Genomic DNA, 25,662 nt, shown 5'->3' on the forward strand with positions numbered 1-25,662 from the left:
AAAGATCGGGCCGTTTACGTGAGCGATACGCCAGAAACCCCAGAAAACATGGATGAAACCCCGCCCGAGCGCCCCGTTTATGACGGTCCGACGGTTTCGATCGAATCCGAGATGCGCACGTCCTATCTGGACTATGCGATGTCGGTCATCGTCTCCCGCGCGATCCCCGATCTGCGCGACGGGCTGAAGCCGGTGCACCGCCGGATTCTGTACGCCATGCACGAAACCGGCAACACTCATGACAAGGCCTATCGCAAGTCGGCCCGTCCAGTGGGTGATGTGATGGGTAAGTACCACCCGCACGGTGACAGCGCGATCTATGACGCGCTGGTGCGGATGGCGCAGGATTTCTCGATGTCGCTGCCGCTGCTGGACGGTCAGGGCAACTTTGGCTCGATGGACGGCGATAACCCGGCGGCGATGCGGTATACCGAAGTGCGGATGGACAAACCCGCCGCATCCTTGCTGGCCGATATCGAAAAAGAGACGGTCGATTTTCAGGACAACTATGACGGCAAGGATCAGGAACCAACCGTCCTGCCCGCACGTTTCCCGAACATGCTGGTCAATGGCGCCGGTGGTATCGCCGTGGGTATGGCGACGAATATCCCTCCGCATAACTTAGGCGAAGTGGTCGATGCCACGCTGGCGTTGATCGACGACCCCGACCTGACCTCGGAACAACTGATCGAATACGTCCCCGGCCCCGACTTTCCGACCGGCGGCGTGATGCTGGGCCGGTCAGGTGCGCGCAAGGCGTATCTGGAAGGGCGCGGCAGCGTCATCATCCGCGCCAAGACCCGTGTCGAGGAACTGCGCAAGGATCGCTATGCGATTGTCGTGGATGAGATCCCCTATCAGGTGAACAAAGCTTCGATGATCGAAAAGATCGCCGAAGCGGTGCGTGAAAAACGCATCGAAGGTGTCGCCCATGTGCAGGACGAATCCGACCGCAACGGCGTGCGCGTGGTGGTGGAACTGAAACGCGATGCGACGCCCGAGGTGGTGCTGAACCAGCTTTATCGTTTCTCACCGATGCAAACTTCCTTCGGTTGCAACATGCTGGCGTTGAATGGTGGCCGTCCCGAACAATTGACCCTGCGCCGGTTCCTGACTTCGTTCATTGACTTCCGTGAGGATGTGGTCGCCCGCCGCACCGCATACGATCTACGAAAGGCCCGCGAACGCAGCCACATCCTGTGTGGTCTGGCCGTGGCCGTGTCTAACGTGGACGAAGTGGTCGCGACCATCCGGTCATCCGCCGACGCCGCCGAGGCGCGCGAAAAGCTGATGACCCGCCGCTGGCCTGCGGCCGAGATCGAGGGCTATCTGCGCCTGATCGACGATCCTCTGTCCAAGATGAACGACGACGGCACCTATAACCTGACCGAGGTTCAGGCCCGTGCCATCCTGGAACTGCGCCTGCAGCGGCTGACCCAACTGGGCGTCAAAGAGGTCACGGACGAGCTGGAACAACTGGCGGCCAAGATCAAGGAGTACCTCGATATTCTGTCCTCGCGAGAACGCATCATGTCGATCATCGGCAATGAATTGCGCGAAGTCCGCGAGCAATTCGCCGTTCCACGCCGCACCGAGATTGTCGACTGGTCCGGCGATATGGAAGACGAAGACCTGATCGAGCGCGAAGACATGGTCGTAACCGTCACCTCGGGCGGTTACATCAAGCGTACGCCGCTGGCCGATTTCCGCGCTCAGAAGCGCGGCGGCAAGGGCCTGTCGGGGATGCAGACCAAGGAAGAGGATGTGGTCACCAACCTCTTCGTCGCCAACACCCATACCCAACTGCTGTTCTTCACCACCGAAGGCATGGTCTACAAGCTCAAGACCTGGCGGCTGCCGCAATCCAGCCGCACCGGCAAAGGCAAGGCCATCGTCAACATCCTGCCGATCCCGACCGGCGTTTCCATCGCTGCGATCATGCCCGTCGATGTGCCGGATGAAGAGTGGGAGAACTTGCAGATCGTCTTCGCCACCAGCGCGGGCGACGTGCGGCGTAACCGCCTGTCGGACTTCACCAATGTCCGCCGCAACGGCAAGATCGCCATGAAACTGCCCGAGGGCGTGGAACTGGTAAACGCCCGCATCTGCTCGGAAGACGAAGATGTGATGCTGGTGACCAATTCGGGGCGCGCGATCCGCTTCCGGACCACCGACGTGCGTGTGTTTAACTCGCGCGAATCCACCGGTGTCCGCGGTATCAAGCTGACCAACGGAGACCGCGTTGTCTCAATGTCCGTGATCCGACACTTCGAGGCCGACCCGGATGAACGCGCCGCCTATCTCAAGATGCGCCGCGCCGTTGCCGGGATCGCTGACGATGGCGAGACAGACGAGGACGAAGCCACACCGGGCACCATCACGCAGGAACGATATGCCGAGATGTCGGCTGCCGAGAACCTGATCCTGACCATCACGTCGGGCGGCGCGGGCAAGCTGAGTTCCAGCCATGATTACCCCGTTCGCGGGCGCGGCGGGATGGGCGTGGCCGCGATGGACAAAGCGATGCGCGGCGGCGCGCTTGTGGCCTCGTTCCCGGTCGAAATTGATGACCAGATCATGCTGGCCACTTCAAAAGGGCAGTCGATCCGGGTGCCTGTCGACGGCATCTCGTTCCGGTCACGCAGTGCGGGCGGAGTGAAGGTGTTCAACACCGGCAAAGGCGAAGAGGTCGTCAGCGTCGCGTGGATCGCCGATCAGGGTGACGAGGAAGCCGAGGATTAGGACCTGGCCTCAGGTCCAAAGGCGCTGCCCGGACACGGTGCGGCGCCTTTTTCATGTCCTCAGAACATCATCGACGACCCACAGCCGATCCTGCCCCCAGACGCTGTGACCATTGACGTGAAAACTGGGCACTCCCCACAAGCCGATCTGTTGCAGCCTGTTCTGATTGGCCTCGATCCGGCTGCGCCAGCTTTGCCCGGTCAGCAGCGGGCGTGCGTGATCCCAGTCCAGACCCGCCTCGGACACGATGCGCGCCATGCCCTTATCCGTCGCGGCGTCAACCCCTTCGGACCACACGCACCGCATGAAGGCCGAGCAATACGCGGCCATCTCGTCCTGATCATCGGCGTAGTCAAACAAAGCATAGCCCCGCTCGACCCCCGCGCCCAACGGGTCGCAAATACGTCCGAACGGAATCCCCAGCCGCCGCGCCTCGCGCACGCAATCATGCAGGATGTACCCTGATTTGTCTTTCGGAACCGGCAGCCCGCGCATCAGCATCGGCAGGACCGGGCGCAGGTTCAAACGCGCACCAAGACGGCTTGCCAGGGTTTGAACCCGATCGAAGGCCAGATAGGAATACGGGCTGCGGAATGAGAAAAAGAACTCCAACTCCTCGCCTGCGACGTCAGCGGCATCTTCCGACGGCTGGGGCACAGCGACCAGAGGTGCGGTGTGTGCACCCAACCCCGCCTGCTGCAACCGGCCTTCCAGATAGTGCAGCCGATCAACACCCCAATACCATTCCCCGCCGTAGAAAAAGGTCCCGCCCAGATAGTGTCCCAGCGCAGCCAGCGTCTGGTCACCCTCTTGCAACGCGTGCGAGGGGTCGAAGACGTCCTGATCCGGACTCTTCTGACCTGACCATAGGGCAGCGCTGATCGCGCTTAGGTGTTTGGGAAAGTCCGGCGTATCCAGGATGGCCGCTACCGCTCCCATCGCTCGGCCTATCGCATCTTCGTTAGGGTGTTGCGGTGCCTTCAACCCCAGCTTTTGCGCCAAACGCACCGCGTCGGTCAGTGCGTTTTGGCGATGAGCGTGCGGCTCGGGCACCGCATCTGCCGGTGGTCCCAAGATCAGATGTGGGCGCAGCCGAACATTGTAGCGCGCCTGAAACCTCTCCAGCACCTGGGCGGTCAGGTGGCAATACGGGTCTGCGACATCGTGGAAATAATGTACCTCGTGATCAGCGCCGCGCAATCGGCGACGGACCTCTTGTGCCCGTCGCTGCACGCTCTGCAGGTGTTGGCTGGTCACCAGGGCGGCCAGCCGGGATTTCACTTGGCTGTCAAAGGACAAGCGCGCCTCCGAATGGTTCAGTCGTCCCCATTTTAGCCGCCGCCGTTCCGAATGCCACGCGCATGCACAGCAATGTGAGAGCGGACGTTACAGCCCGTAAAGCGCGCCGAATTTCTGTTCGAGATAGTCCAGCAAAGGGCCGGGCCCCGGTTCCACGCCACTGGCACGCTGGATCACATCGCGCGGGGCATACAAGCCGCCGTGCTGCTGTACGTTTTCGCGCAGCCACGCGGTCGCGCCCGAGGTATCGCCATCCGCCAATTGAGCATCCAATCCGGGAACAGCTGCGCGCAATGCTTGATAAAGACACCCGGCATACACATTGCCCAGCGAATAGGTCGGAAAGTATCCAAACAGCCCCACCGACCAGTGCACATCCTGCAAACAGCCATTGGACGGTTTATCAACCGCATAGCCGAAATCCGCCTTGAACCGGTCGTTCCACGCGGCCTCAAGATCACCAACCTGCAAGTCCCCCGCCATCAGCGCCCGTTCCAGATCGAAGCGCAGCATGATGTGCAGGTTATACTGCACTTCATCCGCCTCGGTCCGGATATAGCCGTTATGGACACGGTTGACGGTGGAATAGAACGCATCCGCGTCACCAATGCCGAAATCGCCGAACGCGTCTTTCATTTGGTCGAACAGCCAACCCGTGAAAGCACGCGAACGGCCCAATTGGTTTTCATAGATCCGGCTTTGGCTTTCATGCACACCCATCGAGACGCCGCAACCCAATGGGGTCAGCAGGTAATCCCGGTTGATGCCCTGTTCATAGGCGGCGTGGCCGACCTCGTGAATGGTCGAGTAGAAACAGTTGAACGGGTCGGTCTCGCTGGTGCGCGTGGTGATGCGGACATCCAGACCGCTGCCCGAGCTGAACGGATGCACGGCCTTGTCCACACGGCCATTGTTGAGGTCATAGCCAAAGGCCACCGCCAGTTTCTGCGACAGGCGCATCTGTATGAGTTCGTCGAAATTGCCATGCAAAGCGGCGGGTTCCGGGCAGTCCAGAACGGCCGCGCGCAGGGCCACCAGACGCGGGCGCATCTGGTCGAAGATCGCCGCGATCTGCGCGCCGGTCGTGTAGGGCTCATAATCCTCGACCATCGCGTCGTAGATGTCGCCGCCCTGCGCAAGCGCCTCACCTTCTTGACGTTTCAGCGAGACGACCTCTTCCAGCACAGGCAGGAAGGCCGAGACGTCCTCATCCGCGCGCGCCTGCGCCCATGTGCCTTGTGCCGCCGAGGTCACCCGAGCAATCGCGGTCGCTAGGTCAGCGGGCACCTTGACGGCCCGATCATAGGCCCGGCGGATTTCGCGCAATTGCGCCTTGCCGACCTCGTCCTGAGGCGCGGCCTGATCCAGCCATTCCGCCACCCGAGGGTCCGACCGGCGCGCGTGCAGGACAGCCTCGATTGCCGCCATCTCCTCGGCCCGTTGCGCCGCGGCCCCGCGCGGCATCACTGTTTCCTGATCCCAGCCCAACCGTCCGGCGATCTGGCCCAAGGCCGAGGTTTCGCGCTGAAAGGCCATCAGGTCGTTGAATGCAGTCATAAGGGTCAGACTCCGCGCAGAGAGGTTGCGATGGGATAGGCCGTCAGGAACCGGGCGCGCAGGATCAGCGTCCAGACGACGACGGCCATGAATTGGTGGAAGATGGCGATCTGCCATGGGGCCGCGTAGACCACGGTGACGATGCCGATGACAACTTGCAGCGACAAGGCCGCGAAGGCTGCGTTAAACGCGAACCGCGTCTGGGGATGCGCGCTAGTGCTGCCGCGCCGCCAGACGATGACGGCGAAGATCAGCAGCAGATAGCCCGCACAGCGGTGGATGAATTGCACCAGACCCGGGCTTTCGAAAAAGTTGCGCCACATCGGCTCCAGTATCGTCGCGTCCGGCGGCAGCAATTGGCCTCCGATCAGGGGCCAATCAGTGAATGACCTTCCAGCGTCGATCCCGGCGACAAGCGCGCCAATGAGTATTTGCAAAAAGGTGAAGTGAAGCAGGCCGGTCGAGAGTGAGAACAGCTTCGCCTCTTTCGCGCGGCGGGCCTGCATCAGGTCCCGTTCGTCGCGGCCCAGTTCAAAGATGTACCACGCCAGAAAGCCCAGGATCACAAAGGCCAGCCCCAGATGGGTCGCGAGGCGGTAGCTGGCGACAGCGGTCATGCCTTCGCCCTGGGTGACGCCCGAGGCGACCATCCACCAGCCGACCGCGCCCTGCACGCCGCCCAACAGGCCGGGGATCAGCAGTTTGCCGGTCCAACCCGTCGGAATTTTGCGCGCCGCGAGGAAGCCGAAGAACCCAAGCGCCCAGACAAGGCCGATCACGCGGCCCAGTTGACGGTGACCCCATTCCCACCAGTAAATCGTTTTGAAATCATCCAGTTGCATCCATTGGTTCTGAATGCGCCACTGGTCAATCTCTTTGTACTTGTCGAACTCGGCCTGCCAGTTCGCCTCGGTCATCGGAGGGATCGCCCCGGTGATCGGGCGCCATTCGGTGATCGACAACCCGCTGTCGGTCAGCCGCGTCAGCCCGCCCACGGCGATCATGACAACGACCAGAGCGAACAGGATCATCAGCCAGACGCGGATCGCTGCCCGCGCGCCGCCACGCCCCCGATCGATCATACCGGGCTGCACGGCCTGTTGTTTTTCGGTGTCTGAGACCTCTTCGAAGATGCTGCGCTTGGCGCTCATGCTGTCCTCATGTGTCCTGGATTTTGTCGCAAGCTAGGGCCATGGCGGGGCAAGGTCCAGCCTTAGCCCCTGTCCTTCCAGCGGACCATCTGCCGCATAACGCCGTGCAGCATTTGCACATCGGCCCGCGTCATCCGCATCCGAGACCACAGATTGCGCAGGTTGACCTTCATGCCTTCGGCCTTTTCGGGCGGGTAAAAGAACCCGGCTTCGTCCAACCGGTCTTCGTAATGCTCGACCAGTTTTTCGACCTCGATCCCGGTGGCCCAGTCACCCTTGCCCAGATCGGTGGCCTCATGCACGACGTCCGCGCTCTGACGCATCCACTCATAGGCGGTCAGCAAAACGCATTGCCCAAGGTTCAGCGAGGCATATTCGGGGTTCACCGGCACCGAGATGATCGCGTTGGCCTTGGCGATATCCTCATTCTCCAACCCCGCGCGTTCGGGGCCGAACAGAACGGCGACCTTCTCGCCTGCTACGATCTTTTCGGCGGCGATCTGCATGGCGCGTTCTGGGCTGTAGACCGGTTTGGTCAATCCGCGTTGCCGCGCCGTGGTCGCAAAAACAAAGGTGCAGTCGGCCAACGACCCGGCCAGATCGTCAAACAGCTGCGCCTCATCCAACAGTCGCCCCGCGCCGCTGGACATGGCCACTGCCTTGGGGTTGGGCCACCCATCCCGAGGAGCCACGATCCGCATCCGGTCCAGCCCGAAATTCCACATCGCGCGCGCGGCGGCGCCGATATTCTCGCCCATCTGCGGGCGCACGAGCACGAAAGAAGGCTGGGATGTCTGGCTGGGCATGGCACACTCCAAAAAACTGCGCCCGCTCTAATCCGCCTGCGGGGTCAGAGCAACCCGATCCCCTTCTTCTGTTCCCAAATACCCGCGCGGCAGGCATAAAAGTTTGCTTCCCCCGCCCAATCCGCTAAACCGCGCCCAAGACGGAACACCCAAAGGACGCGCCATGGACACCCAAGAGCAGCCGCAGATTTACCTGATCACGCCCCCGACCATCGCGCTGAGCACCTTTCCAGACCAACTGGGCCGCGTGCTAGATGGGGCCGAGATCGCCTGCATCCGCCTTGCTCTGGCGGGCAGCGACGAAGACACCATCGCCCGTGCCGCCGATGTCTGCCGCGAGGTGGCCCATGCGCGTGACGTGGCCATCGTGATCTCGAACCATGTTCTGCTGGCGCAGCGGTTGGGCCTGGACGGGGTACATCTGGACGACGCCGCGCGCTCGGTGCGCGCCGCGCGCAAGGAACTGGGCGCGGATGCGATTGTCGGCAGCTTTTGCGGTGCGTCCAGCCATGATGGTATGACAGCTGGCGAGAACGGCGCGGATTACGTGGCCTTCGGACCGGTTGGCACGGCAACGCTCGGCGACGGCACGCAGGCGGAAAAGGACCTGTTCCAATGGTGGTCCGAGATGATCGAGGTTCCCGTCGTAGCCGAAGGCGGCCTGACGCCCGACCTGATCCGGGATCTCGCCCCCTGCACCGATTTCTTCGGCATTGGCGAGGAAATCTGGTCGCAGGATAACCCTCTGGACACGCTGAACTCTCTGATTGCCGCCATGGGTTGAGCGCAGGCGGCGTTAACCCTTGCACCCGCGCCGGGGCTGCGGCATGACACGGGACATGAACTACAACAGCACAATCCTGTGTATCGGCTCGGTCCTGTGGGACGTGATAGGTCGGTCTGCCAGCGTCATGCGGCAGGGCTCGGACGTGCCGGGGCGGATAACCCGGCTGCCCGGTGGCGTTGCCATGAACATCGCCATGACACTGGTGCGGTTTGGCATGACGCCAACACTGCTGACCGCGATTGGCCGCGACCCCGAGGGCGATGAACTGGTCCAGTCCTGCGCGCGATTGGGGATGGTCACCGATCACATCTATCGCTCGCAGGACCTGCCAACCGACCGGTACATGGCCGTCGAAGGGGCCAATGGCCTGATCGCCGCCATTGCCGACGCCCATTCGCTTGAGGCCGCCGGAGCCAAAATCCTGCGCCCCCTCATGCACGGGCCGCTGGGGTACGAGAACACACCGTTCGAAGGCCCTATTGCTCTGGACGGCAACCTGACGCTGACCCTGCTGGAAGAGATCGCGCAAAGTCCTGCTTTTGCCAAAGCCGATCTGCGTGTCGCCCCGGCCTCGCCCGGCAAGGCGGAACGTTTGCTGCCTTTCCTCAAACATGCCCGCGCCACGCTCTATGTGAACCTCGAAGAAGCGGGACTGCTGTGCCAGCGCGAGTTCACCGATTCCGAAAGCGCCGCGAAAGGCCTGCTCGACCGAGGCGCGCTGCGGGTTCTGGTCACCGATGGCGGCAACTCGGCCACTGTTGGGGACGCTGGCAGCCTCCTGACCCAAACACCCCCGTCCGTTCTGGTCACCCGCGTGACCGGCGCGGGGGACACTTTCATGGCCGCCCATATCGCCGCCGAGGCGAATGGGGCCGACAGAGACGCGGCGCTTGGCCGCGCGCTGCACGCCGCCGCCACTTACGTTTCCGGAGAAACCCCACTGTGATCACTATCCACTCTTCCGCCGAGGTGCGCGCCGCCAAGGACGCGGGCCAACCCATTGTTGCGTTGGAAAGCACCATTATCACCCACGGCATGCCCTACCCGCAGAACATCGAGGTCGCGGCACAGGTTGAACAGGACATCCGCGATGCGGGCGCAGTTCCGGCCACCATCGCTGTCATTGACGGGGTTCTGAATGTCGGTCTGGAGGCAGATCAGCTGAAAGCACTGGGTCAGGCGCAGGGCGTCGCCAAGCTGTCACGCGCCGACATGGCTGCCTGCCTTGCCACTGGCGGCACAGGGGCTACCACCGTCGCCGCCACGATGATCGCTGCAAATTACGCAGGTATCGAGGTTTTCGCCACCGGCGGCATCGGGGGCGTACATCAAGGCGCCGAAACCTCTTTCGACATCTCCGCCGATCTGCACGAGCTTGCTCAGACCCCAGTGACCGTGGTCGCTGCAGGGGCGAAAGCCATCCTCGACCTCGCCAAAACGCTTGAGGTTCTGGAAACGCTGGGTGTGCCCGTCATCGCCCACGGGCAGGACGAGTTTCCGGCCTTCTGGTCGGCAAAGTCCCCTCTCGCCGCACCGCTACGGATGGACGACGCGGCCGATATCGCCAAAGCACACGCCACACGCCGCGCGTTGGGCTTGCCGGGCGGACAGCTGGTCGCCAACCCGATCCCGCAAGCCGACCAGATCCCCGCCGAAGAACTGGCCCCGATTATCGCCTCGGCCCAGGCCGACGCAGAGGCTCACCGGATTACCGGCAAAGGTGTAACCCCTTACCTGCTACAGCGCATCTATGAACAAACCGAGGGCCGTTCGCTGACCGCCAATATCGCGTTGGTGCGGAATAACGCAAAATTGGCCGCTGGAATCGCGCGTGCGCTGGCCAAATGACCTGCGTGATATAAACCTATTGTACCGCGGCATCCGACTGCTTAACTAACTCCGCAAACCACTCAGGACTATAATGAACACGCCGTTTGACGAAGAACCCCACCGCCGACCGGGCCTGTTTTCCCGGCTGCGCGCGTCTTTTCTGACGGGCATTGTCGTTATTGCACCTGTCTGGCTGACCGTCTGGCTGATCTGGTCCGTTGTGGGTTGGATCGACAGCGCCGTTCTGCCCCTGATCCCGCAACGCTTTCAGCCCGAACAATATGTCGGCATCAACCTGCGCGGCGTTGGCGTGGTCATCTTCCTGCTGTTCACCGTCATCGTCGGTTGGGTCGCCAAAGGCATCTTAGGCCGCTCGCTGATCCATTTTGCCGAAAGCCTGGTGGATCGGATGCCCGTTGTCCGTTCGGTCTATTCCGGGATCAAGCAAATCTCGGAAACGGTGTTTGCACAGACAGAGCGCTCCTTTGAAAAAGCCTGCCTGATCCAATATCCCCGCCGCGGCATCTGGGCCATTGGATTTGTATCGACCACAGCCCGGGGCGAGGTGAGCGCACGCGCCGAAACCGGCGGCGAATTGCTGAGCGTTTTTGTCCCCACAACCCCCAACCCGACCTCAGGCTTTTTGCTGTTTTTCCCCGCCGAGGACGTGATCCTGCTGGACATGTCCATCGAAGAGGCGGCAAAACTGGTGATTTCCGCGGGTCTTGTTTATCCCAACGAAAAAGACCCGACCGAGCCGCCGGAATAATTATCCAAACATTTCCGGCAGATCCACGGTACTACGCACCCCCAGATCGTCTTTGTATTCCTTCAGAAACCGATCCGCAGCCCCACGCCCGGCATCCTTGAGCTTGTGCAGGATCACCGGGTTGGGCACCGTCTTGGTTGCCACCGACAGATCGTTCATTAACGCATCATCGGCGATCATGTGAACCAGAACCCGGCTCATCTCGCCCGCCTTCAGCTTGCCTTCCGCCAACAGGCGCTGCACGAAATTGATCGCACGCAACTCACGAAACAGGGATGAGTTGAAACTGATCTCGTTGATCCGATTCTGAATCTGCTGCGGGGTTTTCGGCACCTCATCCCGCTCCAGCGGATTGATATTCACGATCACCAGATCGTCGGGCAAATCTCCGTTAAACAAGGGATACAGCGCGGGATTCCCGGTATACCCCCCATCCCAATAGGCCTCGGTCCGACCCGATTTCGGATCGAATATCTCAACCGCCTGAAACAGGTTGGGCAAACAGGCCGAAGCCAAAATCGCCGCGGTCGAGACATCCTCACCCGTAAACACCCGGATTTTGCCGCTGCGCACGCAGGTTGCGCACACGAACAGTTGCGGTCCTTCATCCGCACAAATCGCATCGAAATTGAACCGCTCCACCACAGGCTCCAGCGGGTTGCGATAAAACGGGCCATAGGCATAAGGCGAAACCAGCCGCGACCACGCATCGCCCACGGAAAACGGCAACGAATACTCCATGGCCTGAGCAATCTGCGCAGGCTCGATGGCCTGCATCCAATTGGCCAGACGCATATCCCCGACGGCGCCCATCCGCGACCACAGATCCTCCAGATTGGCCCGCGCGCCGTCGCGCCCATCGCGCACTATCCCGGATTTGAACGCAGCCCCGTTCAACGCCCCGGCCGAGGTGCCGGTGATCGCCGCAACCTCGATATCCTCTTCATCCAGAAACCGGTCCAGGACCCCCCAGGTAAAAGCGCCGTGCGCGCCGCCACCTTGCAATGCCAGATTAACCTTCTTCACGTCCCAACCCCTTCATCTTTTCCCAAATACTCCGGGGGCGTGGGGGCAGCGCCCCCACAAAACATCACAGCGCGGTCCAGCCGCCATCCACCGAAATCGTGGTCCCGGTGATCTGCGCTGCTGCATCGGAACACAGGAATATGGTGGTGCCACCCAATTGCTCGATCGTCGCAAACTCTTTCGACGGCTGCCGCTCCAGCAACACGTTCTTTATGACCTCGTCCCGGGTCATGTTGTATTCCTTCATCGTGTTGGGAATCTGGGAATCGATCAGCGGCGTCAGAACATAACCCGGGCATATCGCGTTGCAGGTGATCGGCTCTTGCGCGGTTTCCAGCGCAACGGTTTTGGTCATGCCCACCACACCGTGCTTGGCCGCAATATAGGCCGCCTTAAACGGCGACGCGGTCAATCCATGGGCCGAGGCGATATTCACCACCCGTCCCCAGCCCGCCGCACGCATCATCGGCAAGGCCGCCGCCGTGGTATGAAAGGCCGAGTTCATGTTGATCGCAATGATCGCATCCCACTTGTCCGTCGGGAACTGATCAATGGGCGAGACATGCTGGATGCCCGCATTGTTCACCAGAATGTCGCAAGACCCGGCCTGTTCGATCAGGGCCCGGCACTCTTCGCCCTTCGACATATCCGCCTTGATATACCGCGCCCGGTTTCCGGTCTCTGTCGATATCTCATCGGCCAGCGCATGATCCTCGTCCCGGTCGGTGAACGAGTTCAAAACGACATGCGCCCCCGCCTTTGCCAATTCACGCGCGATACCCAAACCGATGCCGGAATTTGACCCCGTGATGATCGCTGTTTTGCCTGCCACGCTCATGGCTGCCCTCTCTGTCTAAACCTCGTCATCCGCACAGTGCCATGCTGCACCTGCAAAGAAAACGGGGAATGATCCGGGGGACGACATCTGGCCCGATTACGGCCAAAAAAAACGCCCGCACGAAGCGGGCGTTAAGTTATTGAGGCAGGTTTCATACAGGCAAGAAACCTATCGAGCAGTGCACCCTTTATAAGCAATTCCACGCCTTCGTCCAAGCTAAAAGTTTGATAATAAGAAAAATCATCGCTACGGTGATCCCCAACAAAATAAGGCCAGAGCAGGATTGTTTCCAAAATGAGCCCCTATTATCTCCGCCCCGTTCGTTCTTTGATCGCGGGAATCAGCTGCATTTTTCTGGGTGCTATCGCTAACGCAGAATCGGCTCATGGCATAGCTATGTATGGCGACCCGGCCCTACCACCGGATTTTGTGTCGCTACCTTACGCCAATCCGGATGCGCCGAAAGGTGGCAAAGTCGTTTTCGGGAATACCGGCGGCTATAACAGTTTGAACCCGTTTGTGCAAAAAGGCACCCCTCCGTGGCAATTGCGATTTTGGACCCATGAAAGCCTGATGGGCCGATCCTGGGACGAACCTTTCACTCTTTACGGGTTGTTAGCCGAATCAGTTGAGACGGATTCGGACCGGACATGGGTCGAATTCACCCTGCGCGAAGACGCCCGTTTCTCGGATGGCACGCCAGTCACCGTCGATGACGTGATCTGGTCGTACGAGACTTTGGGCACCGAAGGTCACCTGCGCTATCGCGGACTTTGGGGCAAGATCGACAGCATCGAGCAAACCGGTCCGCGCAGCGTCCGGATCACTTTTAATGAACCCGACCGAGAACTCGCGCTGATCGCCGGATTGCGGCCCATCCTGCAAAAGGCGCAATGGGAGGGTAAGGATTTTGCCGACGCCCCCCTGCAAGACATTCCAATCGGCACCGGCCCTTATGTCATCGACGATTATGAGGCCGGGCGCTATGTCACCCTGCGTCGCAATCCAGAGTACTGGGGCAGCGATATACCGTTCCGCAAGGGCACGATGAACCTCGATGAAATCCGCCTCGAGTTTTATGGCGATGGCACGGTTCTGTTTGAAGCGTTCAAGGCCGGGGAATTGACCGCAGTTCGTGAATTCAACGCCGATAAATGGGACACGCAATACAGGTTCCCGGCAATCGACCGTGGCGATGTGATCAAGACCGAGATACCGCATGGCAAACCCTCGGGCATGACCGGCTTCGTGATGAACACACGCAAAGCGCCCTTCGATGACTGGCGCGTGCGCGAGGCCCTGACGCAAGCGTTCAATTTCGAATTCATCAACGACACGATCACCGGCGGGGCGCAACCGCGCATCACCTCATATTTCTCGGGTTCTGATCTCGCCATGCAACCCGGACCAGCCTCGGGTCGGGTGCAGGAGCTATTGACCAGGTTCGCGGACGATCTGCCCCCGGGAGCGATGGACGGGTACACCCTGCCCGTCAGCGACGGCTCGGCGCGCAACCGTGCGAACATCCGCAAGGCCACGCAACTGTTGGCCGAGGCGGGCTGGACCATTCAGAACGGGCAATTGCGCAACCAGAATGGCGAGCCGTTCACAATCACCGTATTGCTGCAACAGGGTGATACCGAAAGTGAAACGGCCATCGAAATCTACACCCGCGCGCTGGAACGCCTGGGCATCAACGTCTCGACAGAACAGGTCGACAGCGCTCAGTTCACCGGTCGCACGTCCGATCTGGATTTCGACGTGACCTTCTTCCGCCGCGCGCTGTCCTTGTCACCCGGTAACGAACAGCGCCTGTATTGGGGCAGCGAAAACGCTGATACACCGGGGACGCGCAACCTGATGGGCGTAGCCTCGCCCGCCGTAGACGGTTTGATTGATGCGATGCTGGCTTCGGAAAGCCGCGCGGATTTCGTGGCCGCAACCCGCGCGCTGGACCGGGTTCTGACAGCAGGTCGGTATGTCATTCCGATCTGGAATTTTGATGTCGGTCGCATCGCCCATGCCAAGCAGCTTAAACAGCCGCAGACCTTGCCGATTTACGGCGATGGCCCCGAGTACATGCCGCAGGTCTGGTGGTACGAGGAGTGATCGGCTGACATAGGTGGATCATCAACGGTCATGCGACCGTCAGACACAGGCGATAATTGTCTGTTCCGAAGACACGTTAAGGACAATCGGCGAAATTCGGCGCATCGGCTGGTGCCCACCACAAGCTGTGGGCTTGCTTGTGTCATCCCCAATATTTGGGCGAAAATCGAAAATCTTGTAAAGTTGAAACATGCATAAACAAAGACCTTTACATATCCGATCTTTAGCATATAAATTCCTAACAAATGAACTAACCAAATAGTTCTTAAGGTTTAAGATCTTAAAGGTTGGACACTACTCAGTCCGGGCTGTTTTTGCCTGCGATCAAAACGGACAGGCCGCCACTCACTCCAAAGCAAGTCCGTTAGCCCGTTGCGCAACGCCGCAGCGGGTTTTTTCATCTCCAATCATGCGCTCAACCTGCGACATTTTGTCATGTCCGTGATCTCGACGGCCCGTTCGTACTCTGGAGTTGGGGAGAGCAATCCTGAAACCTGACAAGGGAGGCTCGCAGATGTTGAACTGGAACGATCTGACGCAGGACTGGGCTGCGTCTTACGCGCGCGCCAAGCGACGCTTTCCAAACCTGCGTGACACAGACATGGCGTTGGTTCCACGGGACCGCAAACAGTTCGAGGCCTATCTGGCCGAACGCCATCAGCTGACTGTAAACGAAGCCCGCGAAGAACTTGAGGATTTTCTGTTCACCGAAAGCCTGAACCGCGAGGCCGGGCTACCCTTAAGCAAGTGACGTCACCCACAGGATAGTCGCGTCCTCATCGCTGACTGAAATAACGTTGTGGCCCATACTGCCGTCATAATAGGCGCTGTCGCCGCGACGCATCTCCACGGGCTCATAGAATTCGGTAAACAGGCGCACGACGCCAGTCAGCACATACAGAAATTCTTCGCCGTCGTGACGCACCCAGCCTTCGAATTCTTCCATGGAACGGGCGCGAACACGGGCACGGTAGGGTAGCATCTGCTTTTTGGTCAGCGTTTCAGCCAAAAGCTCATGCTCATATGTCGTCGTGGGGTGGGCAGCGCCCTCACCCATTCTGGTAACGGCCATCCGCCCGATCACCTGTTCGCGCTGCGGCGGTGTGAACAGTTGCGGCACGGAAATCTCAAGCCCCACCGCCAGCTTCTTGAGCGCGTCATAAGTCGGAGACATCTGGCCGTTCTCAATCTTGCTCAGCGTCGAGCGCGCCAGCCCGGCCTGATTGGCGGCCTGCTCCAACGTCCATTTGCGGGCCTTGCGCAGTTCACGCACCCGTGCCCCCAGATCGACGGGCTCCAATTCCGTATCCACACCGTTATCCCGGGCAATACGGACGATAGATTTGTGATCTCGACTGGTCATGCGCCATTCTATAGGGCGGCGGTGCCGGGCTTGCAACGCACCGCTGCCGACGGTAGCCAGTTCGGATGTTGTCGATCTTCGATCAGGGCCCGCCGCCCCCCTGCCCATCCCCGTTCAATTTGGCCGCACATGTGCTGCGCCATGCCTCGGACTGCGCCGAGAAAACCGCACTGTCTATCCTGGGGCAGAATGGGGCGCAGAACTGGACGTTTGCGGAACTGGAAAGGTCGATTCTGGCGACGGGGACCGGACTGTTGCGCACGGGCCTTATCCCCGGCGACATTGTCCTTTTACGTCTGGGCAACACCGTTGATTTCCCCATCGCCTATCTGGCGGCTATCGCCGTAGCCCTTGTTCCGGTGCCTACATCATCGCAGTTGACCGAACCGGAGACCGCCAAGCTCATTGCAGAGCTCGCGCCCGCCGCCATCCTGCGCGACCCGGACGTGACAAGCGCCCCGCACCCCAAGCAGATTATGCTGGACGAACTGGCGGCAATGCGCAGTTTGCCACCCGCCCGCTACGCGTTGGGCGATCCTGATCGTCTGGCCTATGTCGTCTATACCTCGGGCACCTCGGGCAATCCACGCGCGGTGGCCCATGCACATCGGGCGATCTGGGCGCGGCAGATGATGGTGGACGGCTGGTATGGGCTGCAATCGACGGACCGCTTGTGCCACGCGGGGGCGTTCAACTGGACCTATACGTTGGGCACCGGTTTGATGGACCCCTGGACCATTGGTGCCACCGCGCTGATCCCGCAACCGGGAACCGACATTGCGGACCTGCCAGACCTGTTGCGCCAAAGCAAGGCAACCATTTTTGCCGCCGCGCCGGGTGTCTACCGCAAGATGCTGGATGGAAAGGATCGGATCGACCTGCCGGCGCTGCGCCACGGGCTGAGCGCGGGTGAAAAACTGTCACGATCCCTGCACGAAGACTGGATACGCGCGACGGGGACCGAGCTTTACGAGGCTTATGGCATGTCAGAATGCTCGACCTTCATTTCTTCCAGTCCCGACTACCCCGCTCGAGGTATGGCCCTGGGGCAACCACAGCCAGGTCGTCGGGTTGCGATCTTGGGACCAGACGGGCCGGTGCCGCAGGGCCAGGAAGGGACGATTGCGGTGCATCGGTCGGACCCCGGGCTGATGCTAACCTACCTCAATGCGCCTGACGAGGCGCAAGCGCGGATGCAGGGTGACTGGTTTCTGACCGGTGATCAGGGCGCAATGGCCATCGACGGGCAAATCACCTATCTGGGCCGGGACGACGACATGATGAACGCGGGCGGCTATCGTGTGTCTCCGGTCGAGGTCGAGAACGTTTTGTCCCATCACCCCGGGATCACACAGGCCGGAGCAGCCGCAGTCGAGGTCAAACCAGACACATATGTAATTGCCGCCTTCTATACCGGCCCGGAAAAACTGGACGAAGCGACCCTGCACACCTATGTCTCTGACAAGCTGGCGCGCTACAAACAGCCGCGCGCCTTTGTTCATCTTCCCGCGTTGCCCACCGGAGGTAACGGAAAACTCCTGCGCCGTGCCCTGCCGGCCTATTTCAAGGCGACGCCCGAATGACCCAAACCGTCAAGCTGGACATCATGTCCGACCCGATCTGCCCGTGGTGCTATATCGGCAAGACCCATTTGGACAAGGCGCTGGCCGCAGTGCCCGGCCATCCGTTTGTGATCGAATGGCACCCGTTCCAGCTGAACCCTGACATGCCCGATGCAGGCATGGATCGCCGTGAATATCTTGAGCGGAAATTCGGCGGCAAGGACGGGGCGGTGCGCGCATATGCGCCGGTTGTCGAACATGCCGAGACTGCAGGGCTGAGCATTGATTTCGAAGGGATGAAACGCACCCCCAACACACTGGATGCTCACCGTCTGATTCACTGGGCCGGGATCGAGGGCAAGCAGAACGCCGTCGTGGACGCGCTGTTCAAAGCCTATTTCGTCGAAACCCGCGATATCGGCGATCACGAGGTTCTGGCCGACATTGCCGACAGTGTTGGCATGGACGCCGCAGTTGTGTTGAAGCTGTTGCAATCGGATGCCGACCGCGAGGATATTCGGGGGCGTGACACGCATTCGCGGCAGATGGGCATCAACTCGGTCCCGACCTTCATCGTGGCCAACCAGCATGCGGTTCCGGGTGCTCAACCCCCTGAATTGTGGGGGAAAGTGATTAATGAGATCATGTCTCAACTTGAGGCTTCCCCTGCAGAATAGCACAGACCCTTGTGCAAATTTCCGATCTAGCCCCTTACCCGTTGCCGTGATAGCGCATCGGGGAAGGAGCCCCTCATGTCCAACCGTATGTCGCGCGGCGAGTTCATTGCGCTGATCGCAATGATGTTCGCCACGATCGCGTTTTCGATCGATTCCATGCTGCCTGCGCTGCCGGAAATCGGCGCGCAACTGAGCCCGGATGATGTGAACAAGGCGCAGTTGATCCTGACATCTTTTGTGCTGGGGATGGGGATCGGGACCTTCTTTACCGGCCCGATTTCAGACGCGGTCGGGCGCAAACCGGTGATTTATGGCGGCGCCGCCCTCTATATTCTGGCATCCATCGTTGCCTGGGCGAGCTCCTCGCTCGAGCTGGTTCTGGCCGCGCGCGTCGCACAAGGTCTGGGCGCGGCTGGTCCGCGTGTCGTTGCCATGGCCATCATCCGCGACCTGTATTCCGGGCGCGAGATGGCCCGGATCATCTCAATTGCCATGATGATCTTCACGCTGGTCCCCGCCGCTGCCCCGATGCTGGGTGCTGGTGTGATCGCCCTTGTCGGTTGGCGAGGGATCTTCATCTCGTTCATCCTGTTTGTCCTGATTACCGTTGTGTGGATGGGCACCCGCCTGCCCGAGTCCCTGCCGCGTGAAAACCGGCGTCCGTTCCGTCTGCCGCTGATGATCTCGGCCGCGCAAGAGATGTTCGCGCATCCAACGGTACGCCTGTCCATTCTGGTACAAACGCTGTGCATGGGCATTCTGTTCACCATGCTGACCATGGTGCAGCCCGTCTATGATGTGATCCATGACCGCGGCGACAGCTTCCCGTTCTGGTTCGGCTTTGTCGCCCTGATGTCCGGATCGGCCAGCCTGCTGAACGCCGCCCTAGTGGTGCGTGTTGGCATGCGACGCATGGTGACATGGGCGCTGGGGATACAGATATTGGTAACAAGCTGCGTCATTTTGCTGAATATGGCCCCCCTGTCGGCGGACGCCTCATTTGCCCTGTTTGTCTCTTGGCAGACCGCCGTGTTCTTCATGGCCGGCGTCACCATGGGCAACCTCAACGCCATCGCGATGGAGCCCATGGGCCATATTGCGGGCATGGCGGCCTCGGTCATCGGGTCGGTCGCGACCGTGCTGGCCGCAGCCATTGCCGCGCCGATCGGGCTGTTGTTTGACGGCTCGATCGCGCCGCTGACCGCAGGCATCCTGATCATGTGCATCGTTGGGTTTGGCCTCATGCTGCATATGGGCCGTGTGGAAAACCGACTGCCCGCCTGATCTGTGCAGACCCGGTGAATCACGCTAATCTGCCTCGCAGAACGTGGGGGAGATGAAAGATGACCGACTATTATGATCTGGGCACCTATTCCTGCCCGGTCACGACATCCTCGACCGAGGCGCAGCTGTGGTTCGACCGGGGGCTGGTCTGGACCTATGGCTACAACCATGACGAGGCGGTTGTGTGCTTTCAGCGCGCGCTGGAGTTTGACCCTGCTTGTGCCATGGCTCATTGGGGCGTCGCCTATGCAGCCGGGCCAAATTACAACCTGCCCTGGGACCTGCGCGACGTCAAAGGACAGCAGAAATCTTTGGCGCTGGCCTATGATGCCACGCAACAGGCGCTGGTCTGCGCCGAAGGATGCACTCCGGTCGAACAAGCCCTGATCAACGCCCTGCCCGCCCGTTATCCTCAGCGCGACCCGATCGAGGACATGAACGGCTGGAATCACAATTATGCCGATGCCATGCGCGCGGCTTTTGCCCGGCATCCCGATCATCTGGACCTGCGCACGATCTTTGTCGAGGCGCTGATGAATCTGACCCCCTGGCAGATGTGGGATCTTAAATCCGGCCAGCCCGCCAAGGGGGCTGCGACGCTTGAGGCGCAAAAGGCGCTGGAAGACGCCATGTCCGACGACCCGAACGCGATGCAGCATCCGGGTTTGCTGCACCTGTACGTTCATCTGATGGAGATGTCGCCCACACCGGAAAAAGCCCTGAGAGCCGGAGACATTCTGCGCACTCTGGTCTCCGATGCTGGGCATCTTGTGCATATGCCCACGCATATCGACGTTCTGTGCGGCCATTACCATGATGTCGTCTACTGGAACGAGAAAGCCACCGAAGCAGACTTGAAATATTACGAGCGCGAAGGGGCGTTCAACATCTACACCGGTTATCGCCAGCACGACTATCACTTCGCCATCTACGGCGCGCTGTTTCTGGGCCAGATGGAACCGGCGCTGCGCGCCAACAAGGGGCTGTGGGACACCACACCCGAGGAGATGCTGCGCATCGAAAGCCCGCCTATGGCCGATTACTTTGAAAGCTACATGTCGATGGGGCCGCATATCCTGATCCGGTTCGGGCGCTGGGAAGAGGCCAAAGCGCTGGAGCTGCCAGAAGACCCGGACCTCTACCTGACGGTCACGGCCACCACGCATTATGCACGCGCCATCGCTTTTGCCGCCACAGATCAGGTGGCTGAAGCCGAGGCCGAAGAACAAAAGTTCCTTGCCGCCAAGGCCCGCGTGCCCGAAACCCGGCTGCTGCACAACAACCGGGTGGTTGACCTGCTCGACGTCGCCCGCGAAATGCTGCGCGGCGAGATCGAATATCGCAAAGGTAACTTTGAGGCGGCATTTGCGCATCTGCGGCGCTCGGTCGAGCTGGACGACAATTTGCCCTATGACGAGCCCTGGGGATGGATGCAGCCAACGCGCCATGCCCTTGGCGCACTTCTGTTCGAACAAGGGCACACGGACGAAGCCGAACAGGTTTATCGCGAGGATCTGGGCCTTGGCGGCTCACTCAGCCGCGCCTCGATCCATCCTGATAACGTTTGGAGCCTGAAGGGTCTGCATGATTGTCTAAAATCCCGTGGCGAAACGGTCGAGATCAGGCAGATCAAACAGCGTCTTGATCTTGCTCTGGCGCGGGCAGACCGGGCGGTTGGTGCCTCGTGCTTTTGCGCTCAGGCCGCGATGAGGGCGGCGGAATGAGGGTTTGGGCCTTTCTATGTGCCACTGCCATCTGCGGACCTGCTTTGGCAGACCGACAGACTTTTCCCCCTGTGGATGAAGCAGATCGTGACCCGTCGCTGGTGGCGTTTCGCAGCGAATTGCTCAGACATATCGCCGACCGAAACGCGGATGCCGTTGTGGCCGCGGCCTGCCCGGACATTTACCTGAGCCACGGCAGCAATGGTGGCCCTGAAGAATTTCGCCTGAACCTGACAGTCCCCCCCGAAACACTGGCGGAAGAATACCAGGCCGAAGCGGACGACCTTAGCGAGTTTTACTGGACCGAATTGCAGAAAACCCTGTCCCAACCGGGGTACTTTGATGATCAGGGCGAGTTCTGGATGCCCCATCATTGGCGCTTGTCGCTGCCCGCCTCTCTGGATCCATTCACTGCGTTCTTTGTCGCCGCCGAAAATGTCACCCTGCGTCAGACCCCATCCCGGGCTGGGCCCATCCTGGCGTTAATCAGCCATGAGGTGGTCATTATCCCAGATTACGTGCCGGACAGTGAATACCAAAGTGTCCGCCTGACGGACGGCACAGCCGGACATATGCTCAGCGACTCGCTCTGGTCCATGGTTGGGTACCGCGCTGCCTTCGTCAAATCGGACGCTGGTAACTGGCAGCTGTGTACCTTTGTCACCGGCGACTAGGCTTTCGCCTTCTTCTTTACGGCCACAACTTTCTCAGCCAGATCGCGGGCGATGGCGAAGGCTCCCTTGATCTTGTCGCTGTCTTTCTTCCAATCGCGCCGCACCACGATCTTGTTGTCCCTGACCTTGGCCAGCCCCCGCTGGTTCTGGATGAATTCGACCAGCCCTTGGGGTGAGGCGAATTTGTCGTTGTGAAACTGAATCGTCGCGCCTTTTGGCCCGCCGTCCAGCTTGGCAATCCCCGCCCGTTTGCACATCGCTTTGATACGCACGACCAGCATCAGGGTGTTCACCTCTTTCGGCAGCGTACCGAACCGGTCGATCAGTTCGGCGGCAAAGCCTTCCAACTCGACCTTGGTCGAAAGCGAGGACAGACGGCGATAGAGCCCCAGACGCACGTCGAGATCGGGCACGTAATCCTCGGGGATCAGCACGGGAACACCCAGATTGATCTGCGGGGCCCATTGATCGTCGGCATCCGACAGCCCCTCCATTTCACCCGCCTTGATCTTGGCAATCGCCTCTTCCAGCATCGACTGGTAGAGTTCATAGCCCACATCGCGCATCTGGCCCGACTGTTCCTCGCCCAGCAGGTTGCCCGCGCCGCGAATGTCCAAGTCCTGCGACGCCAGCGTAAACCCGGCGCCCAGCGTATCCAGCGAGCCCAGAACGCGCAGACGTTTCTCAGCGGTCGCGGTCAGCCGCGCACGGGGTTTGGTGGTAAGATAAGCGTAGGCGCGCGTCTTGGACCGCCCCACCCGGCCCCGGATTTGGTACAACTGTGCCAACCCGAACATATCCGCCCGGTGCACAACCATCGTGTTTGCCGTCGGAATATCCAGCCCGCTTTCCACAATTGTCGTGGCCAGCAGAACGTCATACTTACCGTCGTAAAAGGCGTTCATCCGGTCATCGAGTTCACCCGCTGCCATCTGTCCATGCGCAACCACATAGGTCAGTTCCGGCAGTTGTTCTTTCAGGAATTCCTCGATCTCGGGCAGATCCGAGATGCGCGGGACCACATAGAAGCTCTGTCCACCACGGTAATGCTCGCGCAGCAACGCCTCGCGGATCGTCACCGCGTCGAACTCGCTGACATAGGTGCGGATCGCCAGACGGTCTATGGGCGGTGTGCCGATGATCGACAGATCGCGCACACCGGTCAGGGACAGTTGCAGCGTGCGCGGGATCGGCGTGGCGGTCAGGGTCAGAACATGCACATCTGAGCGCAGCTGTTTCAGGCGTTCCTTGTGGCCAACGCCAAAATGCTGTTCTTCGTCGATGATCAGCAGGCCGAGATTTTGAAACCGAACCCCCTTGGCCAGCAGCGCGTGGGTTCCAATCACGATATCGACCGTTCCGCGCGCCATTCCGTCGCGAGTTTGCTGGGCCTCTTTCGCGGACACAAAACGGGACAATTGCCGGACCTCAAGCGGGAAACCCCGGAAACGTTCCTTGAAGCTGGCCGCGTGTTGGCGCGCCAGCAGCGTTGTCGGCGCAATCACCGCTACCTGCACGCCAGACATGGCGGCGACAAAGGCGGCGCGCATGGCGACTTCGGTTTTGCCAAAGCCCACATCACCGCAGATCAGACGGTCCATCGGCGCGCCAGAGTGCATGTCCTCCATCACCTCGGAAATCGCCCGCAACTGGTCGTCGGTTTCCTGATAGGGGAAGCGCGCGCTGAACTCCTCCCATGCGTGGGGCGGCGGGTCCATGACCGGGGCCTTGCGCAAGGCGCGTTCGGCCGCGATGCGGATCAGCTTATCCGCCATCTCGCGGATGCGTTCCTTCAGCTTGGCCTTCTTGGCCTGCCATGCGCCGCCGCCCAGCCGGTCCAGCAGACCTTCGTCATGACCATACTTGGACAGCAGTTCGATATTCTCGACCGGCAGGTACAGCTTGGCCTGTTCCGCATATTCCAACAGCAGGCATTCATGCGCGGCCCCGGCGGCGGTGACGACCTCCATCCCCTGATACCGCCCGATCCCGTGATCCACGTGCACCACCAGATCACCGGGGGATAGCGATTGCGTTTCGGTCAGGAAATTCTCGGCCTTGCGGCGTTTTTTGGGCTGACGGATCAGGCGGTCGCCCAGAACGTCCTGTTCTGAGATCACCGTCAAATCGGGCGTTTCGAAGCCGTGCTCCAACGCCCAGACAGCCAGATGCAGCCCCCGCTTGCCGACGCGGGTGCCATCCGAAACGGGGATCGCCTCGGCCAGCCCCTCATCTTCGATCAAGCCTGTCAGGCGTTCCCGCGCGCCTTCGGAATAAGAGGCGATCAGCACCGGCCCCTTGGCCATCTTGTCCGTGATATGCGCCGCCAAAGCACCAAACAGGCTGATGCTTTCCTGCTGGCGTTCGGGCGCAAAGTTGCGCCCAATCCGTCCGCCAGCGTCGATCACTCCCGGCCCGCTGGCCTGCGGCAAAGGGCTGAACTGCAGCACCCGCCGGTCGCCCACCGCCTGTTCCCACGCGGCGTCATCCAGATACAGCAATCCGGGCGGGGTCGGTTTATAGACCGTATCCATGCGCGAGCGGTTTTCGAGCGCCAGCTTTCGCGTCTCATACTGATCTGCAATCGTGTCCCACCGCGCCAGCCGCGCAGGTGTCACCTGATCATCCACGGTGATCGTCGCATCGGGCAAATAATCGAACAGGGTTTCCAGTTTTTCATGAAAAAACGGCAGCCAGTGTTCGATGCCCTGATGCTTGCGACCTGCGCTGACCGCCTCGTACAGGGGATCGTCCGTGCCTGCAGCGCCGAATTCGATACGATAATTCTGGCGGAACCGGGTAATGGCCGCTTCGTCCAGAATGACTTCGGAGACCGGAGCCAGTTCCACAACATCAAGCTTTTCGGTGGTGCGCTGTGACACCGGGTCAAAGCGGCGGACACCGTCCAGAACGTCTCCGAACAGGTCCAGACGCACAGGCCCGGAATCGCCCGGAGGGAAGATGTCGATGATGCCGCCGCGAATTGCATAATCGCCGGGCTCCATCACCGTTGGGCTTTGAATAAATCCCATGCGGACAAGGAAATTCCGCAGCGCCTCTTCATCGATTCGGTGATCCACGCGCGCGGTAAACGCCGCCTCGCGCAGCACCTCGCGCGCGGGCACACGCTGGGCTGCTGCGTTCAGCGTGGTCAGCAGAACGAACCGATCGGGCATCTGATGCACCAGCGCCGCCAGTGTCGCCACCCGCGCGGCCGAGATATCGGCATTTGGTGACACCCGGTCATAGGGCAGACAATCCCAGCCGGGAAAGACAAAGACCGGCATGTCGGGGGCAAAGAAAGCCAGCGCGGCGCGCATCGCCTCCATCCGTTTGTCGTCCCGCGCGACATGGCACACAGGACCGCCGGAACGGGCGATCTCGGTCAGGACAAGCTGCGCGTCAAACCCCTCGGGGGCGCCGCCAACTGTTACGTGGTTCGGAGCCGTCATCGCTCAGCCTTT

The 25,662-nt window shown here is 60.6% G+C and carries 20 protein-coding genes; 12 read left to right on the top strand and 8 right to left on the bottom strand.

Annotation, left to right across the window (positions count from 1 at the left end):
* Positions 1–18 precede the first annotated feature (18 nt).
* Positions 19–2,742, top strand: coding sequence for a DNA gyrase subunit A (gene gyrA / locus ACRZ9X_RS00335; protein WP_480515077.1), 2,724 nt, complete (start codon positions 19–21; stop codon positions 2,740–2,742).
* A 51-nt stretch (positions 2,743–2,793) separates the two neighbouring features.
* Here gyrA and ACRZ9X_RS00340 read toward each other — a convergent pair whose 3' ends face one another.
* The 4 genes from ACRZ9X_RS00340 to ACRZ9X_RS00355 form a co-directional block, all read right to left on the bottom strand.
* Positions 2,794–4,041, bottom strand: a complete 1,248-nt coding sequence (locus ACRZ9X_RS00340; protein ID WP_480515079.1) for a DsbA family protein — start codon at positions 4,039–4,041, stop codon at positions 2,794–2,796.
* A gap of 87 nt (positions 4,042–4,128) precedes the next feature.
* Entirely contained in the window at positions 4,129–5,598 is a 1,470-nt protein-coding gene (locus ACRZ9X_RS00345; protein WP_480515080.1) for a carboxypeptidase M32, read from the bottom strand.
* A 5-nt stretch (positions 5,599–5,603) separates the two neighbouring features.
* Complete coding sequence (gene ctaA, locus ACRZ9X_RS00350; RefSeq protein ID WP_480515082.1) at positions 5,604–6,749, bottom strand: heme A synthase; 1,146 nt, start codon at positions 6,747–6,749, stop codon at positions 5,604–5,606.
* A gap of 62 nt (positions 6,750–6,811) precedes the next feature.
* Entirely contained in the window at positions 6,812–7,555 is a 744-nt protein-coding gene (locus ACRZ9X_RS00355) for an RNA methyltransferase (RefSeq protein WP_480515084.1), read from the bottom strand.
* A 163-nt stretch (positions 7,556–7,718) separates the two neighbouring features.
* Between ACRZ9X_RS00355 and ACRZ9X_RS00360 the strand changes: the two genes are divergently transcribed.
* The 4 genes from ACRZ9X_RS00360 (at position 7,719) to ACRZ9X_RS00375 (ending at position 10,941) form a co-directional block, all read left to right on the top strand.
* Entirely contained in the window at positions 7,719–8,339 is a 621-nt protein-coding gene (locus ACRZ9X_RS00360; RefSeq protein WP_480515086.1) for a thiamine phosphate synthase, read from the top strand.
* Between the two features lie 55 nt (positions 8,340–8,394).
* Positions 8,395–9,288 carry a PfkB family carbohydrate kinase gene (locus ACRZ9X_RS00365; RefSeq protein ID WP_480515884.1) on the top strand — a complete coding sequence of 298 codons (894 nt, stop codon included), beginning with the start codon at positions 8,395–8,397 and terminating at the stop codon, positions 9,286–9,288.
* Positions 9,285–10,190, top strand: coding sequence for a pseudouridine-5'-phosphate glycosidase (locus ACRZ9X_RS00370; protein ID WP_480515088.1), 906 nt, complete (start codon positions 9,285–9,287; stop codon positions 10,188–10,190). The genes ACRZ9X_RS00365 and ACRZ9X_RS00370 overlap by 4 nt, the downstream gene beginning before the upstream one ends.
* 73 nt (positions 10,191–10,263) lie before the next feature.
* A complete protein-coding gene (locus ACRZ9X_RS00375; protein WP_480515090.1) occupies positions 10,264–10,941 on the top strand; it encodes a DUF502 domain-containing protein in 678 nt (225 codons plus the stop codon).
* Here ACRZ9X_RS00375 and ACRZ9X_RS00380 read toward each other — a convergent pair whose 3' ends face one another.
* Both ACRZ9X_RS00380 and ACRZ9X_RS00385 read right to left on the bottom strand, forming a co-directional pair.
* Positions 10,942–11,967 carry a patatin-like phospholipase family protein gene (locus ACRZ9X_RS00380; protein WP_480515092.1) on the bottom strand — a complete coding sequence of 342 codons (1,026 nt, stop codon included), beginning with the start codon at positions 11,965–11,967 and terminating at the stop codon, positions 10,942–10,944. It lies immediately after the preceding gene.
* A gap of 64 nt (positions 11,968–12,031) precedes the next feature.
* A complete protein-coding gene (locus ACRZ9X_RS00385; RefSeq protein ID WP_480515094.1) occupies positions 12,032–12,805 on the bottom strand; it encodes a 3-hydroxybutyrate dehydrogenase in 774 nt (257 codons plus the stop codon).
* A gap of 294 nt (positions 12,806–13,099) precedes the next feature.
* On the opposite strand from ACRZ9X_RS00385, the gene ACRZ9X_RS00390 reads away from it, so the two are divergent.
* Positions 13,100–14,914, top strand: coding sequence for an extracellular solute-binding protein (locus ACRZ9X_RS00390; protein WP_480515096.1), 1,815 nt, complete (start codon positions 13,100–13,102; stop codon positions 14,912–14,914).
* 514 nt (positions 14,915–15,428) lie between these two features.
* The gene (locus ACRZ9X_RS00395; RefSeq protein ID WP_480515098.1) at positions 15,429–15,665 is read left to right on the top strand and encodes a hypothetical protein; all 237 of its coding nucleotides are present in this window, start codon (positions 15,429–15,431) and stop codon (positions 15,663–15,665) included.
* Here ACRZ9X_RS00395 and ACRZ9X_RS00400 read toward each other — a convergent pair.
* Positions 15,654–16,277, bottom strand: a complete 624-nt coding sequence (locus ACRZ9X_RS00400) for a helix-turn-helix domain-containing protein (RefSeq protein ID WP_480515100.1) — start codon at positions 16,275–16,277, stop codon at positions 15,654–15,656. The two genes, ACRZ9X_RS00395 and ACRZ9X_RS00400, sit on opposite strands and share 12 nt — an antisense overlap.
* 65 nt (positions 16,278–16,342) lie before the next feature.
* On the opposite strand from ACRZ9X_RS00400, the gene ACRZ9X_RS00405 reads away from it, so the two are divergent.
* From ACRZ9X_RS00405 to ACRZ9X_RS00425, 5 genes are all read left to right on the top strand, one after another.
* Positions 16,343–17,860 (top strand): class I adenylate-forming enzyme family protein, encoded by a 1,518-nt coding sequence (locus tag ACRZ9X_RS00405; RefSeq protein ID WP_480515101.1) that lies wholly within the window; start codon positions 16,343–16,345, stop codon positions 17,858–17,860.
* Complete coding sequence (locus tag ACRZ9X_RS00410; protein ID WP_480515103.1) at positions 17,857–18,516, top strand: DsbA family oxidoreductase; 660 nt, start codon at positions 17,857–17,859, stop codon at positions 18,514–18,516. The genes ACRZ9X_RS00405 and ACRZ9X_RS00410 overlap by 4 nt, the downstream gene beginning before the upstream one ends.
* 75 nt (positions 18,517–18,591) lie before the next feature.
* Positions 18,592–19,800: a multidrug effflux MFS transporter gene (locus ACRZ9X_RS00415; RefSeq protein ID WP_480515105.1), complete on the top strand. Its 1,209-nt coding sequence runs from the start codon at positions 18,592–18,594 to the stop codon at positions 19,798–19,800.
* 59 nt (positions 19,801–19,859) lie between these two features.
* A complete protein-coding gene (locus ACRZ9X_RS00420; protein ID WP_480515107.1) occupies positions 19,860–21,524 on the top strand; it encodes a tetratricopeptide repeat protein in 1,665 nt (554 codons plus the stop codon).
* On the top strand, positions 21,521–22,198 hold the full coding sequence (locus ACRZ9X_RS00425) for an SH3 domain-containing protein (protein WP_480515109.1): 678 nt from the start codon (positions 21,521–21,523) through the stop codon (positions 22,196–22,198). Before ACRZ9X_RS00420 ends, ACRZ9X_RS00425 begins: the two co-directional genes overlap by 4 nt.
* On the opposite strand, the gene mfd is transcribed toward ACRZ9X_RS00425, so the two are convergent.
* A complete protein-coding gene (gene mfd / locus ACRZ9X_RS00430) occupies positions 22,195–25,650 on the bottom strand; it encodes a transcription-repair coupling factor (RefSeq protein ID WP_480515111.1) in 3,456 nt (1,151 codons plus the stop codon). The genes ACRZ9X_RS00425 and mfd overlap by 4 nt on opposite strands.
* Positions 25,651–25,662: the final 12 nt, after the last annotated feature.

This window comes from Ruegeria sp. AL1 (assembly GCF_056540905.1).